The sequence below is a fragment of the Nonomuraea sp. NPDC049504 genome (genome assembly GCF_040676845.1).
GTDB lineage: Bacteria > Actinomycetota > Actinomycetes > Streptosporangiales > Streptosporangiaceae > Nonomuraea > Nonomuraea salmonea.
On record NZ_JBFAPT010000005.1, the window covers coordinates 192,300 to 206,836 of the forward strand.

Here is a 14,537-nt window from a genome sequence, read left to right on the forward strand (position 1 = left end):
CGGGCGATGCCGTGTTCGGCAGTGGCACGGACCCGCAGTGGGAGCCGCTGGCAGGCAGGCTCCCCGAAGGGCGGTTCGAGATCGGCAAGGACGGCGTCGGCCTGCTCGTCGTGGGCTTCGACGGATCGGGCCCGAGCCGCAACGCGCTCGCGTACGCGGCCGGGCTCGCCCGCAGGGACGACGCGGCCCTGCTGATCGCCTTCGTCGAGGCGCTCAACACCTCGACGCTGTGGTTCTTCGCCGGGTCGCCCATCATCCCCGACGCGGCGGCCGACCTGACCCAGGACCTCAGGGAGGAACTGCGCGGGGCCGGGGTGCCGTGGCGGTTCGTCAGCCTGCGCGGTGACGCGGCCCGCGAGCTCGAGGCGCTGGCCAGCACGTACATGGCGGACGCCATCGTGGTGGGCCGCTCCCGCTCCTCGTGGCGGCGGTCGGTGGCGGCCAGCCTGGCGAAACGAGCTCGCCGTACTGTGCTGGTAGTGCCCTGACCTGGCCCGACGTCGCATATGGTGGCGAGATGAAGCGTGCTGCCGCCATCGCGTTCGTGGTGCTCGCGTCCGCCGCGTGTGCGGCCGCGGAGGAGCCCGCGGCCTCCGCCGACCCGCCGCGAGAGCCCGCCACCGTAACTGCCACCGCCGAGCCGACGTCGGAGCGTTCCACAGCGACGCCCAGCCCGACGGCGCCGCCCGCGTTCACCTCGAAGGTCTCGCGCGTCTCCCGCGACCGCCTGCCCTACTCCTGGCGCCCCGGGTGCCCCGTCCACTACCGCGACCTGCGGCTGGTGACGCTGTCGTACTGGGGGTTCGACGGCAAGCCGCACACCGGTGAGCTGGTCGTGCGCAAGACGGTGACCGACGACATCGAGACGGTCTTCAAGAAGCTGTACGACCGCCGCTGGCCGATCAGGCAGATGAAGCTGGTCGACGCGTACAAGGCCGACGACTACGACTCGATCGACGCCGACAACACCTCGGCCTTCAACTGCCGCCGGGCCACGGGGTCCAGCAACTGGTCGAACCACGCGTACGGCGAGGCCATCGACGTCAACCCGCTGGAGAACCCGTACGTCACCGCGAGCGGCGGCACCGCCCACCGCAACGCGAAGAAGTTCACCAAGCGCCCAATGAAGGGTAAAGGTGTGATTAATCCCGGCGACCGGGTCGTCAAGACCTTCGCCCAGGTCGGCTGGGAGTGGGGTGGCTACTGGTCAGGCGCCAAGGACTACCAGCACTTCTCCAAGGGCGGAGGCTGAGAGGATTCCCTCATGACGGCGAAGGACGGCGACGGCTGGACCGAATGCGCCCAAGGCCATCGGCACTGGGGCGTCCACGGCGCGTCCGGGCTCCTGGTCGTGCACCACGACGATCGCGGCATCCCGTACGTGCTCCTGCAGAAGCGCTCGCTGCGCTGCCACCACGGCGGCACCTGGGGGCTGCCCGGCGGCGCCCGCGACAGCCATGAGGACGCCGTCACCAGCGCGCTGCGCGAGGCCCACGAGGAGGCCGCGCTGGGGGCGGAGGCGCTCCGCGTCCAGGGCGTCTACCGCGACGACCACGGCGGGTGGGCGTTCGAGACCGTCATCGCCGAGTCGCCCGAGCTGATCGCCGCCGCGCCGGCCAACTCGGAGAGCGACGAGATGCGCTGGCTGGCCCTGCCCGAGGTGCCCCAGCGCGAGCTGCACCCGGGCTTCGCCGCCACCTGGGACGACATCAGCGGCGCGCTCCAGCCCGAGACTCTCGTGCTCGACGTCGCCAACATCGTCGGCGCGCGGGCCGAGCGGGGCTGGTGGAACGACCGCCTGGGCGCCGCCACCCGGCTGCTGGAGGCCGTCTCAAGGCTGCGGCTGAGCCATCCGGTGCTGGCGCAGTGGTATCCGCGCATGGTGGCCGTCGTGGAGGGCGCCGCACGCAGCGCGCCCGAGGTGCCCGGCATCCAGGTGGTCGCGGCCATGGGGAGCGGCGACGACGCGATCGTGGACGTCGTACGCCGGGCCAGGATCTGGGAACGCCTGCTCGTCGTCACGGCGGATCGTGGCCTGCGCGAACGCGTGGCGAAGCTGGGCGCCGAGACCGTCGGCCCCAAGTGGCTGCTCTCACAACTGCCCGCGTAGGTCCACCCGGTCGAAGGCGGCCCTGAGCCCCGTCACGTCGAGCACCCGGTGCAGGACCCCGTGGACGCCCACGATGCCCAGCGACCCGGCCTGCGCGGCGACCCTGCGCCGGTGCTCCACCAGCACCCACAACCCGCTGGAGTCGCAGAACTCGAGCCGCCCGGCGTCGATCACCACCTGCACCCTGCCTTCGGTGAACAACGCGACCAGGGTGTCCTTGAGCAGTGGCGCGGTGAGCTTGTCGAGGTCACCGCTCAGCCGTACGAGCGCGTCGCGGGAGCCGCGCTGCACCTCGACGTCGAGATCCGCCACCACCTGAACGTACACCCCTGTCACCACAGCCGCTATCGTGGTTTCCGCACAGGAGGGTTCGCATAGTGGACGAGTGCAGCCGCCTTGAAAGCGGCCAGGTCAGCGATGGCCTCGTGGGTTCGAATCCCACACCCTCCGCTCAGTCGCGGATCCCCGCGAAACCGTCGCCCACGCTGGCGGCGAGCTGGAGATAGGCGTCCCTGGTCGGCTCCTGCAGCCGGTCCAGGTCGATCTCCGCGCCCTCCTCCAGATGCGGGTCGTACGGCACCCTGATCACCGCGCGGCACCTGGCGGCGAAATGGGCCTCCAGCTTCTTGATGTCCACCGCCGACTTCGACCTGGGCCGCACGCTGCACAGCACCACGGTCGCGTTCTTCACCAGGTCGCCGTAGTGGTGGGCCTCCAGCCAGTCGAGCGTCGCCGAGGCCGCCCTGGCGCCGTCCACCGACGGGGAGCTGACCAGCACGATCTGGTCGGCGAGCCCCAGCACGCCGCCCATCGCCGAGTGCAGCAGGCCGGTGCCGCAGTCGGTGATGCAGATCGAGTAGAAGTTCTCCAGCACCTGGGAGACAGCCTGGTAGTCGGCGCCGCTGAACGCCTCGGAGACCGACGGGTCGCGGTCGGAGGCCAGCACCTCCAGCCGCGACGGGGCCTGCGAGGTGAACGCCCTGATGTCGACGTACCGTTTGACCTGGTCACGCTCGTTCAGCAGGTCGCGTACGGTGGCCGAGGTCTCCAGCTCCAGCTTGTCCGACAGCGTGCCGCGGTCGGGGTTGGCGTCGACGGCGATCACGCGGTCGCCGCGCACCTGCGCGAGCGTCGCGCCGAGGCCGACCGTGGTCGTGGTCTTGCCCACGCCGCCCTTGAGGCTGAGCACCGCGACGCGGTGGTGTCCCGCGGTGACCGGGGTGCGGGCGCGGGTCACCAGCTCGCGGCGGCGGCGCACCTCCGGGGGCTCGCCCGGCTTGATCCAGCCGCCCGACGCCTTGTAGACGATGCGCCGCCAGCCCTTGGAGGGGGCGTTACGCCGTCCGCGTAGCAGGGACTCCGGGTCGAGGCTCTCGGCCGTGGGCTTGCCGGTCGCCGGTGGCCTGGGCGGCGCCGTGAACACGGGCACGGGGGCCGGGCGGCGCGGCGGGCGCACCGGGGGGATGTCCCGCTCGGCCGGGCGCCACTCGGGCTGCTCGGCCCACTGGGGGCGCTCCTCCGGCTGCTCGGCCCACTGGGGGCGCTCCTCCGGCTGGTCGCGTACCCACTGGGGGCGCTCTTCCGGCTGCTCCCTGCCCCACTGGGGAGCGTCCTCCTGGTCCCAGCGAGGAGCCTCTTCCGTCTGGTCGCGGCCCCAGCCCGACGGCTTGTCCTTCGGGTCCTGGCCCCAGCCAGGCGTCTTGTCCTTCTGGTCCCAGCTCGGGGTCTCGTCCTTCGCGGCCGGGTCCTGGGTCCAGGCCGCCGGGGTCTCGTCCGCCTGGGCCGCCTTACCCCAGCTCGGCGCCTTCTCCGGCGGGTCGACCCAGCTGGTGGGCCGGTCCGGCGGCTCGGTGGCGGCGGGCTGCTCGTCCGCGCGGCGGTCCCAGTGCGGGAGACCCTCCGACTGCTCGCGGCTCCACTGCGAGCCCTCCTTGGCCCACTGCGGGATGTCGGTCTCGGGCGCGCTCCGGCGCTCGTCCTCGGTCTCGGGGGCCGGCGTCTCGGCGGCGTCCCACTGCGGGCGCTCGGTGCGCGGCAGGGTTTCGGACACGTCGGGCGGCCAATTCGGACGGTCGTCACGCGCGGCCGGCTGCTCCTCCGGCTCCTCGGCCTTCTTCTGGGCCGGCTCCTCCGCGTCGTCGGCCTGAGCCGGAGGCTCGGTGCGCGGCCGGGTGTCGGTTGCCCCGGAGTCCTTGGTCTCCTTGGCCGGCTCTCGGGCGCTCTCGTCCTCCGCGGCGGGCTTGTCCTGCGGCGGCTCCACCCGGACCGTGTCATCGGGCCCAGGCCAGTCGGACGCGGGCGGCCAGGTGCTCTCCTCGGTCTTCCCGGCCGGCTCCGCCGGGGTGAACGGCAGCGCGTACGTGTCGGTGTCGTCCGGCCGCGGCAGCGGCTTGAGCGGCGCGAGGAACGGATCGTCCACGCTCGGCGCGGCGCTCGCCCGCGGCTCGTCGGCCGTGAACCTGGCCGGCCACTCGCCCGAGTCGCTCGCCGAGCGCTCCTCGGTCGCCGCCGGGCCACCGTACGCGGAGTCGACCGCGGCCCTGAACAGCGGCTGCGGCGGCGTCTCGTGCTGCTGCGGCACGAGCGACCAGGGGTCTTGGGGGTACGGCGACGCGACCGGCTCGTCGACCGGGGCGGCCGGCGCGCTCACGGAGACGGGAGCCTCTTCCGTCTCTTTGATCGCGTCAAGCCAGGCGAGCTGTTCCTCGAGAGATTCTTCTCGATCGTGTCTTGCCACCGTGTTCCCCCTCGGGTGGGTCTAAAGGGGCAGCAAATACATTGCAGGGTAACGCCACCCGCTCGGTCGCAGCCCGGCAACCCACAACTTCTTTGCCCGGCTACCGTGGTTCGCATGCGAGCCATTGAGATCGTCGAACCGGGCGGACCAGAGGTGCTGGAGTGGCGCGAGGCGCCGGATCCCCACGTCGGGCGCGGAGACGTGCTGATCGACGTGACGGCGTCGGCGGTCAACCGCGCCGACGTGCTGCAGCGGCAGGGATTCTACGACCCGCCGCCGGGTTCGTCGCCGTACCCGGGGCTCGAGGTCTCGGGCGTGGTGGCCGAGGTAGGGGCGGACGTCGAGCAGTTCAAGCCGGGTGACGAGGTGTGCGCGCTGCTCGCCGGCGGCGGTTACGCCGAGCGCGTAGCCGCGCCCTGGCAGCAGGTCATGCCGGTGCCCTCCCAGGTATCGCTGCGCGAGGCCGCCGGGCTGCCCGAGGTGGCCTGCACGGTCTGGTCCAACGTCTTCATGGTCGGGCGGCTGCGCAGGGGCGAGACGCTGCTCATCCACGGCGGGGCCAGCGGCATCGGCACGTTCGCGATCCAGCTCGCCAAGGCGCTCGGCAGCCACGTCGTCACCACCGTCGGCTCGGCCGAGAAGGCCGACCGGGCCAGGGAGCTGGGCGCCGACGAGGTGATCAACTACCGCGAGGAGGACTTCACCGACAAGGTGCGGGCCGACGTCATCCTCGACATCATGGGCGCGAAATACCTGGACAAGAACGTCCGTTCCCTCAAGACCGGCGGCCGGCTGGTGGTCATCGGCATGCAGGGCGGCACCAAGGCCGAGCTCAACCTGGGCATGCTGCTGGCCAAGCGCGCCTCGGTGCACGCCACGACACTGCGCTCGCGGCCCGTCGACGAGAAGGGCGCCATCGTGCGCAGCGTGGTCGACAACGTGTGGCCCCTGGTCGGAGCGGGTGCCGTACGTCCGGTCGTGTACGCCGAGGTGCCCATGGCCGACGCCGCCGAAGCTCACCGAATGTTGGATTCGGGGGAGCACGTCGGCAAGATCCTGCTAGTACGGTGAGTGTTATGAATGCTGAGGACAACAACACCCCCCACGTCGTGGTGGTGGGCCCTGATTTCCAAGGTCAGGGCGATGGTGGAGAAGACGACCGCTCGGTCACCAACCTGGTCGAGCAGCCCGCCAAGGTGATGCGTATCGGCAGCATGATCCGTCAGCTCCTCGAGGAGGTGCGCGCGGCTCCCCTCGACGAGGCCAGCCGCAAGCGGCTGAAGGAGATCCACGAGTCCTCCATCAAGGAGCTCGAAGACGGTCTCGCGCCCGAGCTGGTCGATGAGCTGGAGCGGCTCTCGCTTCCGTTCACCGACGACAACGGCACGCCGCCGAGTGACGCCGAGCTGCGCATCGCGCACGCCCAGCTGGTCGGCTGGCTCGAGGGCTTGTTCCATGGCATCCAGACCACGCTGTTCGCGCAGCAGATGGCCGCCCGCGCCCAGTTGGAGCAGATGCGCAGGGCGCTGCCAGGGGTGCCGGGTGACGAGGGGCAGCGGCCGCCCGGCGGTTCCGGCCCCTACCTGTAGGCCCTTCTCAGGGCCTGCGGGGCTCCGCCGTCAGGCGTAGAGCTTCTCGATCACCTGCGCGACACCGTCGTGGTCGTTGGTCGCGGTCACGTGATCGACCGCCGCCAGCACGCGAGGGTGCGCGTTGGCGACCGCGTACGACGTGCCTGCCCAGCTCAGCATGGGCAGGTCGTTCGGCATGTCGCCGAATGCGACGGTCTGCGATGGCTTGATCTCCAGCTGCTCCGCGAGCGCCGCCAGGGCGGTGGCCTTGGTCACGCCCTGGGCGCTCATCTCGATCAGCCCTCTGCTACTGGAGTGGGTGGTGGTCACGAGATGGCCGACCAGTTCGTCCACGGCCGCGTGGAGCTCGTCGGCGTTCATGCGGGGATGCAGGGCGAGCAACTTGGCGCATGGACGGGAAGTGACCGATTCCACACGCGCTGCTCCGAGTGCCCGGTCCAACCCGCCGAGCCGGAAATCTGACTCATGCGCAAAACCGGCTTCATACTCGACCGAAAATACGAGTTCGGGCACGTTCGCTCTTAGCTGAGCGACGACTTCCTCGAGCACCTCGATGCCGATGAGGTGAGATTCCACTATCCGTTCGGTATGGAGATCGTAGATCAGCGCTCCGTTCGCGCAGATCGCCAGGCCACGGTGACGTACCGCACTGGCCACCCCGCCCATCCACCGGGGCGGACGCCCGGTCACGAAGGCCAGGACCGCCCCTGATTCCTCGACTTTGCCGAAGGCGGCGACCGTGCGGGGAGACACGGTTCCGTCCGTACGCAACGCGGTGCCGTCGAGGTCGGTGGCCACTAGACGCGGTGCGGGAAGGCTGCGCATAACAGGTTCCAGTTTGCCCGGTGATGCCGCCTGACAGAAATCTTCGTTGGGAGGGGAACACCAACGCTCCAGAATGGTGTTAGATGTGATGGCGTTGTATTAGCTGATCCCGTAGTGAAAACCAGCATGACTTTGTCTGAGCCACCCCGGGTGCTTGCTGTACGACACACCGGGACCCACGAGGTGTGGGTCCCATAGATTCACATCCTGAGGGAGAGCTTTTATGGCTCAGGGAACCGTCAAGTGGTTCAACGCCGAGAAGGGCTTCGGCTTCATCGCCCCGGACGGCGGTGCGCCGGACGTGTTCGTGCACTTCTCCGAGATCGTCGGCAACGGCTACCGCAGCCTTGAAGACGGCCAGCGGGTCGAGTTCGAGATCACGCAGGGCCAGAAGGGGCCGCAGGCCTCTCAGGTCCGAGCCATCTGACCTGTAGCAGCGAGACAGACCGGAGTTCGCTTCCAGCGGGCTCCGGTCTTTTGCTTGTGTCGAGCGTGATGTCGGATTGGTCACGGCTGTGACTCGACTCACATGACCCTTGAACCGCCCCGTCCCCCGAGCGGTCAACCTGGGTATGAGGTACGCGTGGCTGTGCCACCCCGTGACGGTTGCCGGGGTGCTCGTGCTCTTGGTCAACGACCACCTGCTCAAAGCGGCCTTTCCCGGGGTCGTGACGGGCAAGCTCAGCGACGTGGCCGGCCTGCTCGTGGCCCCCGCCCTCGTCGCCCTCCTCCTGACCCGCCCCGCAGCAGCCCTCACGAAACGCCTGCTCCACGGTCTCGACCGACGACTCCCTGAGCGGCTGCGGCGCTTCCTGCGGCGGCTCCCCGGAGGAGCCCGGTCCTCCCGGAGCGGCCGCTCCGATCGGCGCCCCTCCCACCTCTCCGGAAGCGGCCACCACCCCTCCTCGGTCGGGCCGCTGCGCCGGCTTTCCCGCTTCGTGCGGTCCGGGGGGCCGTGGGTGGGGAGTGACGGGGTGGCGGTCGTGGTGACCGGGGTGCTCTTCGCGGCCGTCAAAACGACGGAGACGGGCGCTGAGGCCGCCTCCCATGCCTGGACCTTCCTCGCGGGCCCGTCGCGCGTCCTGGCCGATCCTACGGACCTCCTGGCGCTGCCGGCCCTCGCCCTCGCCTGGTGGGTACGCGCCCACAGCCTCCGCCGCCCGCCCGCCGCCCGCTGGCGGTTCGCGGTGACGATGCCCCTGGCCGTGCTCGCGGTGACCGCGACCTCGGCGGCCCCGCCCACCCCGTACGTCGGCTCCGTCACGGTGGACGACCAGGACCGCATCGCCGTCCACACCTGGCCGCACACCGTGTGGACCTCGGAGGACGGCGGCCGCACATGGTCGGAGAGCACCGCGGACAAGGAGAGGAAGGGCCAGACCGCCCAGTGCGTGCCGAAGCAGGCCACCCGGTGTTACCGCGTGACGGAGGACCGCAAGGGCGTCGAGCAGTCGGACGACGGCGGCAGCGCCTGGCGACCGTCCTGGCGCCTGTCGTCGGACGACATCGAACGCCTCAGCAGGCGCTACGACGACCCCTCCGGCTTCCCCACCACCTTGGCCGTGCAGGCCAGGCCCGGCGGCCACATCGTGGTCGTCGCCGGCGGCCCCGACTCGGTCGTGGTCCGCGACGTCTCAGGGACGTGGCGCCGCGTCTCCCTGCCCGAGGAGGCCCCTGAAGTCCCGCTGCGCGGCGAACTCGTCTGGGCCTGGGCCCTGGCCGCGTGCGCGCTGTTCGGCTTCATGGGGGCTGGCCTGCGCCGCTACGGGCGTACGTATCTGGGCATCGCCGCCGTCACCTGCGCCGGGTTCGCGGCGGCGCTCACACCCTGGTTCGACCACGCGTCGATGCCGGCGAACCAGGAGGTCTCGATGCTCATGGGCACGGGCGGACTTCTGGCAGCGGTGCTGGGCGCCCCGGTCTGCCTGGGGCTGGCGGTCGCAGGACGGCCGCGCAAGGTGCCCGTCCTGACCGGCGTGCTCGGGGCTCCGCTGGTCTACGCCGCCGTCTCGCTGCCCTTCAGGGCCTGGGCCGACGGTTCCCTGGCGTCGTACCAGATGGCCGTCGCCCTGGCCGTGCTCCTGACGGCGGCGGTGCTGGTCGCGGGCGCCCTGCTGGTCAGGCGCGACGCCCGCGCCGAGGAGCAACGCTCCTCGGCGGGGCTCTGAGCACCTACTTGGGGGGCTCCAGGACATCGAGCCCGACGTACGGCCGCAGCGCCGCGGGAACCACCACGGAGCCGTCGGCCTGCTGGTGGTTCTCCAGAATGGCCACGATCCAGCGGGTCGTGGCCAGCGTGCCGTTGAGCGTGGCCAGGTGCTGCGGCTTGCCGTCCTTGTCGCGGTAGCGGACGGCGAGCCTGCGGGCCTGGAACTCGGTGCAGTTGGACGTCGAGGTCAGCTCGCGGTAGCGGCCCTGGGTCGGGATCCAGGCCTCGCAGTCGAACTTCCTGGCCGCCGACATGCCGAGGTCGCCGGCCGCCGTGTCGATGATCCGGTAGGGGACCTCGATCTTGGCCAGCATCTCCTTCTCCCAGGCGAGCAGCCGCAGGTGCTCCTCGTGGGCGTCCTCGGGCCGTACGTACGAGAACATCTCGACCTTGTCGAACTGGTGCACCCTGATGATGCCCCTGGTGTCCTTGCCGTACGAGCCCGCCTCGCGGCGGAAGCACGACGACCAGCCCGCGTAGCGCAGCGGCAGCTCGTCGCCGCCGACGATCTCCTGGGCGTGGTAGCCGGCCAGCGACACCTCGGAGGTGCCGACGAGGTAGAGGTCGTCGTCGGGCAGCCGGTAGATCTCCTTGTCGTGGGCCACGTGGAAGCCCGTGCCCTGCATGGTCTCGGGCTTGACGAGCACCGGCGTGATCATCGGCGTGAACCCGGCCTCAATGGCCTGCTGCATCGCCATGTTGAGCAGGCCGAGCTGCAGCCGCGCCCCGACGCCCTTGAGGAAGAAGAACCTGGCGCCCGACACCTTGGCGCCGCGCTCCATGTCGATCGCGCCGAGCGCCTCGCCCAGGGCCACGTGGTCCTTCGGCTCGAAGTCGAACTGCCGGGGCTCGCCGTGCGTCTCGAGCACGACGTAGTCGTCCTCGCCGCCGGCCGGGGCGCCCTCCTCGACGATGTTGGGCACCGTCTGGAGCACGCCGTCGAGCTCGGCGCCCAGCTTTTCCGCCTCGGCCTCGGCGGCCTTGACCTGACTCGCGAGGTCTTTGGCCCGCTGGAGCAGCGCGGCCTTCTCCTCGCCCTGCGCCTTGGAGACCGACTTGCCCATGCTCTTCTGCTCCGCGCGCAGAGACTCGAACGAGGTCAGCGCGGATCGGCGGCGCTCGTCGAGGTCGAGCAGCGTGTCGACGACAGAGTCGTCCTCACCGCGGGCACGCTGCGACGCCCGTAGCCGGTCGGGGTCCTCACGAAGGGTACGCAGGTCAATCACAAGGAAAGGCTACCGGCGTACGGACCCCCGCTGCCCCTCGTTATCCCCGACACCCGGAAAACCCGCCGACGACCTGGACCGCGCCCCGCCGGCGGGCCGCACGGCACGCCAGGTCAGATCTCGCCCGCGCGCACCTTGGCCAGCCACTCGGCGGCCTCGGCGAAGTCGGAGTCGGAGGTGCCGCGCTTGATCTGCGGCACCAGCCCGTCGGCACGCGGGTAGCTGCCGAGGAAGCGCACCTCGCCGCAGATGCGGTGCAGGCCGGCGATGGCGTCGCCCACCCGCGCGTCGGCGATGTGGCCCTCGAAGTCGAAGTGGAAGAAGTAGCGGCCGATGCCGTCGCCGGTGGGCCTGGACTCGATGCGGGTCAGGTTGACCCCGCGCACCGAGAACTCGGTCAGCATCTCCAGCAGCGCGCCCGGGTGGTCGTCGGCCAGGAAGACCACCAGCGTGGTGCGGTCGGCCCCGGTCGCCGGCGGCAGCGGCCCGGGCCGCGCGACCTTGACGAACCTGGTCACCGTGTCGGACCTGTCGCCGATGTCGGAGGCCAGCTCGACCAGCCCGTAGTGCTCGCCGGCGATGCGGGCGGCGATGGCCGCGTCGTACGGCGAGCCCGGCAGCGCCACCTCCTGCGCCGCGGCCGCTGTCGAGGGGGCGGACACCACGACGGCGTCGGGCAGCTCGCGCGCGACGAACGCGCGGCACTGGGTGATGGCCGCGGGATGCGTGTAGACCCGCTTGATGTGAGGGATCTCGGTGCCCGGCCGCGCCAGCAGCGAGAACTGCACCGGCAGCAGCAGCTCGGCGTTGATCACCAGCGGCTCGCCCCACGCGAACTCGTCGAGCGTCGTGGTGATCGCACCCTCGATCGAGTTCTCCAGCGGCACGACGGCGCCGTCGGCGTCGCCGGAGCGCGCGGCGTTGAGCGCGGCGCTCACGTTGGCGCAGGGCAGCCGGTCTGCCGTGGGATCGAGGAGCCGCAGGGCCTCTTCGGTGAAGGTGCCTTCCGGTCCGAGATAGGCGAGTCTGGGCATGCGTCCAGGGTATCCGCAGGTGGGCGGCCTCGCGGCCGTTTACTCAGACGGCTGATCTCCGGTGTGGATCACCTGCTAGAACGTCCCCGGCACCGGCCCCGCCACCAGGGGCCCCAGCCCGAGCCTGGCCGCGCGCACGGCCTCTTCCTCCTCGGGCGACAGCGGCTCCTGCCCCTTGCCGCCGACCACGGGGCGCACGTACGTACGGGTCTCGCTGCGCCCGTTGATGGACGTCAGCACGATGCCGTCGCCCAGCCCGTTGATCATCGCCACCGAGAACGACAGCCGCCCCGTCATCTCCGACAGCGCGTCATACCGGCACACGGCGACGTCCCTGATGGCCTTGAGATCGCCGCGGCCCTCGCCGAGCTGCCGGGCGAGCAGCCGCCGGCAGTCTTCGACCGTGGCCCTGGCCTGCCGCAGCGCCGAATAACCGACCAGCACGCCACTGACGCCTGCCACGGCGCCCACGATCACCCAGATGGTAACGAGCACGACACGAAGGGTAACGGGAAAGTCAAGCGAGCTGCCGCCGTTTCGGCAGCCAATGCACCAGCAACCACACCAGGGCCAGCGCGCCGAGCCCGAACCCGTTCTGGACGATCTTCCCCAGCACCACGCTGACGCCCGGGATGTCCGCCGCCTTGAGCGACACCCCCCACCATGGCACCGGCACCACGTAGTACAGCCACACTCCGGCCGCCACGCGCAGCCGTACCGGATCGCGGCCGTCGCCGGCGATCGCGGCGAGCACCACGACCACCCAGGCCAGGTGGTGGATCCAGGCGACGGGCGACAGCAGCACGGCCATCAGCCCGACCAGCGCGACCGCCGTCACGTGATCATCGTTCCGGTACGCGTCCCGCGCCCCGCGGAAGCCGTACCAGCCGACCGCCGCCACGATCGCCAGCCAGAGCACCGAGGTCAGCGCGTCCGGCCAGTAGAGCCTGATCAGCATCCCGCGGATCGACTGGTTGGTGGTGGCCGCGTTCGCGCCGAGGCGTTCAGGGTCGAGCAGCGCGGAGAACCAGAAGTCGGCCGCGTCCTGCGGGATCACCGCGAACGGCAGCAGCGTCAGCACCGCCGCCGCGAAGGAGGCCATGAAGAACGTCCGCCACTGCTTGGTGATCAGCAGGTAGATCAGGAAGACGCCCGGCGTCAGCTTCACCGCCGTCGCCAGCCCGATCAGGAACCCCCTGGGCCACCACGGCCGCCGCGCGACACAGTCGGCCACGCACAAGGCGACCAGCAGGATGTCCACCTGCCCGAACCTGACCTGGTCCCTGATCGGCATCAGGTACGTGCATAGGACCATGAGCAGCGCGAACACCCACGGCGCGTATTTACGCAGCGACTCCCTGACCAGCAAGGGCCGGAACGAGAACCCGACCGTCACCGCCAGCGCCACGAAGATCCCGGCCGTCCACACCCACTGCGCCGTCTCCCACGACATCCCGGCCAGCCCCACCGCCAGCATCGCCGCGACCGGCGGGTAGGTGAACGGCAGCAGTTGCGGGGCCGGCGTGAAGTAGTCGTACACCGGGCGGCCGTCGAGCAGCATCTGCCCGCCGGTACGGTAAACGTCCAGGTCGACCAGGCGTTGGTCGTCGGGGTTGGTGAGCCACTCGTACACCAGCGGCGCCGCGGCCGCCGCGACGAGCAGGGCCGCGATCACCCAGGCCCACCACTGCCGCCGTCTCACCCGTACCTCGCCACTTGTCACGGTGTGGCACGTTACCGTGGCTGTTGTTTGGTCGAGGGGCAGACTACTGGGGGTCCGTACATGCCGAACGCCATGGCGTGCCCGGTCCGGCGCGAAAAGCGGCGGCGCCGCCGCCTCCTGACGACCCTCTTGGCCCTGTCCGTCCCGCTCCTCTGGACCGCCCCCGCCACAGCGGCCACGGCTCACCCCACCTCGAGCCTTCACCGAGAAACCGCCCTGCCCGATGACCCTCTGATCGGCAGCGCTCGTCCTGCCGCCCCGGGCGGGCGAGCCACCACCGCGACCGGCGGCACGAGCGCCCCGGCGACGGCCACCCCCACGGGCGGCACCGCGAACGCCCTCCAAGGCCGAGTGGCTCTGATCGGCGTCCCTGGGCTGGAGTGGAGCGACCTCGACCAGACGCGCACCCCCAACCTGTGGCGCCTCATGTCCGAGGGCTCGTCGGCCTCCCTCTCGACGCGCACCGTGCCGCCCCCCGGGCGCGGCATCACCTGCCCCACCGCGGGCTGGCTGACCGTCTCGGCAGGCCAGCGAGCCGGGACACCGGACGAGGGCTGCCCCGCACCACCCGCCCCTCAGCAGAGCGGCGAGGGCGCCACCATCCCGGGCTGGGACGCCCTGACCGCCCACCAGTCGGAGACCGGGTACAACGCCCGCCTCGGCACCCTGGGCCAGATCGTCACGGACGGCGGCGGCAAGGTGGCCGCCATAGGTCCGGGCGCCGCGTTGGCCGCCGCCGACAAGTCCGGAAATATCGCCAAATACGCCCCCACTCCTTCCGCCCTGGGCGACCCCACCCCGTACCACCTGATCGTCCTGGAAGCCGCCGGCCTGGCAACGGCCTGGTCACAACAGCCCGTGGACGACTACGGCATCCCCACCGCCCTTCCCGCGGCGGCCCGCGAGAAGGCCGTCGCCGAAGCCGACCGGCGCATCGGCGCCCTGCTCACCCGGCTCCCTCCCGACACGACGATCCTGCTGGCCGGCGTCTCCGACGTCACCCCGAACGCCCACCTCCACGTGGCCATCGCCACCGGCCCTGCACCGACCGGCCCCGCCTACCCCCACGGCTACTTGACCG

At 71.0% G+C, this 14,537-nt stretch carries 14 protein-coding genes and 1 tRNA gene; 8 read left to right on the forward strand and 7 right to left on the reverse strand.

Annotated features, from left to right (window positions below):
• Positions 1-11: 11 nt before the first annotated feature.
• From AB0K28_RS12310 to AB0K28_RS12320, 3 genes are read left to right on the forward strand one after another with little or no spacing between them, the layout of a single operon-like run.
• Positions 12-488: a universal stress protein gene (locus tag AB0K28_RS12310; protein WP_345393553.1), complete on the forward strand. Its 477-nt coding sequence runs from the start codon at positions 12-14 to the stop codon at positions 486-488.
• Positions 489-517: 29 nt separating this feature from the next.
• Positions 518-1,252: a M15 family metallopeptidase gene (locus AB0K28_RS12315; protein WP_364368445.1), complete on the forward strand. Its 735-nt coding sequence runs from the start codon at positions 518-520 to the stop codon at positions 1,250-1,252.
• A gap of 12 nt (positions 1,253-1,264) precedes the next feature.
• Positions 1,265-2,110 carry an NUDIX domain-containing protein gene (locus tag AB0K28_RS12320; RefSeq protein ID WP_364368447.1) on the forward strand — a complete coding sequence of 282 codons (846 nt, stop codon included), beginning with the start codon at positions 1,265-1,267 and terminating at the stop codon, positions 2,108-2,110.
• Here the strand turns inward: AB0K28_RS12320 and AB0K28_RS12325 are convergent.
• A complete protein-coding gene (locus tag AB0K28_RS12325) occupies positions 2,093-2,449 on the reverse strand; it encodes an STAS domain-containing protein (RefSeq protein WP_364368450.1) in 357 nt (118 codons plus the stop codon). The genes AB0K28_RS12320 and AB0K28_RS12325 overlap by 18 nt on opposite strands.
• A gap of 24 nt (positions 2,450-2,473) precedes the next feature.
• Between AB0K28_RS12325 and AB0K28_RS12330 the strand changes: the two genes are divergently transcribed.
• Positions 2,474-2,560 (forward strand) — tRNA-Ser (locus AB0K28_RS12330).
• A gap of 1 nt (position 2,561) precedes the next feature.
• Here the strand turns inward: AB0K28_RS12330 and AB0K28_RS12335 are convergent.
• Complete coding sequence (locus AB0K28_RS12335; RefSeq protein WP_364368453.1) at positions 2,562-4,760, reverse strand: AAA family ATPase; 2,199 nt, start codon at positions 4,758-4,760, stop codon at positions 2,562-2,564.
• A gap of 201 nt (positions 4,761-4,961) precedes the next feature.
• On the opposite strand from AB0K28_RS12335, the gene AB0K28_RS12340 reads away from it, so the two are divergent.
• Positions 4,962-5,918 carry an NAD(P)H-quinone oxidoreductase gene (locus AB0K28_RS12340; RefSeq protein ID WP_345393538.1) on the forward strand — a complete coding sequence of 319 codons (957 nt, stop codon included), beginning with the start codon at positions 4,962-4,964 and terminating at the stop codon, positions 5,916-5,918.
• A gap of 5 nt (positions 5,919-5,923) precedes the next feature.
• Complete coding sequence (locus tag AB0K28_RS12345; RefSeq protein ID WP_364368456.1) at positions 5,924-6,436, forward strand: bacterial proteasome activator family protein; 513 nt, start codon at positions 5,924-5,926, stop codon at positions 6,434-6,436.
• A 30-nt stretch (positions 6,437-6,466) separates the two neighbouring features.
• Here the strand turns inward: AB0K28_RS12345 and AB0K28_RS12350 are convergent, their stop codons facing one another.
• Positions 6,467-7,264 (reverse strand): Cof-type HAD-IIB family hydrolase, encoded by a 798-nt coding sequence (locus AB0K28_RS12350; RefSeq protein WP_364368459.1) that lies wholly within the window; start codon positions 7,262-7,264, stop codon positions 6,467-6,469.
• A gap of 223 nt (positions 7,265-7,487) precedes the next feature.
• Between AB0K28_RS12350 and AB0K28_RS12355 the strand changes: the two genes are divergently transcribed.
• Together AB0K28_RS12355 and AB0K28_RS12360 are read left to right on the forward strand one after the other, a co-directional pair.
• Positions 7,488-7,691 (forward strand): cold-shock protein, encoded by a 204-nt coding sequence (locus AB0K28_RS12355; protein ID WP_043619750.1) that lies wholly within the window; start codon positions 7,488-7,490, stop codon positions 7,689-7,691.
• A gap of 187 nt (positions 7,692-7,878) precedes the next feature.
• Positions 7,879-9,432: a hypothetical protein gene (locus AB0K28_RS12360; protein WP_364368462.1), complete on the forward strand. Its 1,554-nt coding sequence runs from the start codon at positions 7,879-7,881 to the stop codon at positions 9,430-9,432.
• A gap of 4 nt (positions 9,433-9,436) precedes the next feature.
• Here the strand turns inward: AB0K28_RS12360 and serS are convergent, their stop codons facing one another.
• The 4 genes from serS to AB0K28_RS12380 form a co-directional block, all read right to left on the reverse strand.
• Positions 9,437-10,699: a serine--tRNA ligase gene (gene serS, locus AB0K28_RS12365; RefSeq protein WP_364368465.1), complete on the reverse strand. Its 1,263-nt coding sequence runs from the start codon at positions 10,697-10,699 to the stop codon at positions 9,437-9,439.
• 113 nt (positions 10,700-10,812) lie between these two features.
• Positions 10,813-11,733: a prephenate dehydratase gene (pheA, locus tag AB0K28_RS12370; RefSeq protein ID WP_364368467.1), complete on the reverse strand. Its 921-nt coding sequence runs from the start codon at positions 11,731-11,733 to the stop codon at positions 10,813-10,815.
• Between the two features lie 75 nt (positions 11,734-11,808).
• A complete protein-coding gene (locus tag AB0K28_RS12375) occupies positions 11,809-12,228 on the reverse strand; it encodes a DUF4446 family protein (protein ID WP_345393520.1) in 420 nt (139 codons plus the stop codon).
• Positions 12,229-12,250: 22 nt separating this feature from the next.
• Positions 12,251-13,456: a glycosyltransferase 87 family protein gene (locus tag AB0K28_RS12380; RefSeq protein WP_364368470.1), complete on the reverse strand. Its 1,206-nt coding sequence runs from the start codon at positions 13,454-13,456 to the stop codon at positions 12,251-12,253.
• Between the last annotated feature and the right edge of the window lie 1,081 nt (positions 13,457-14,537).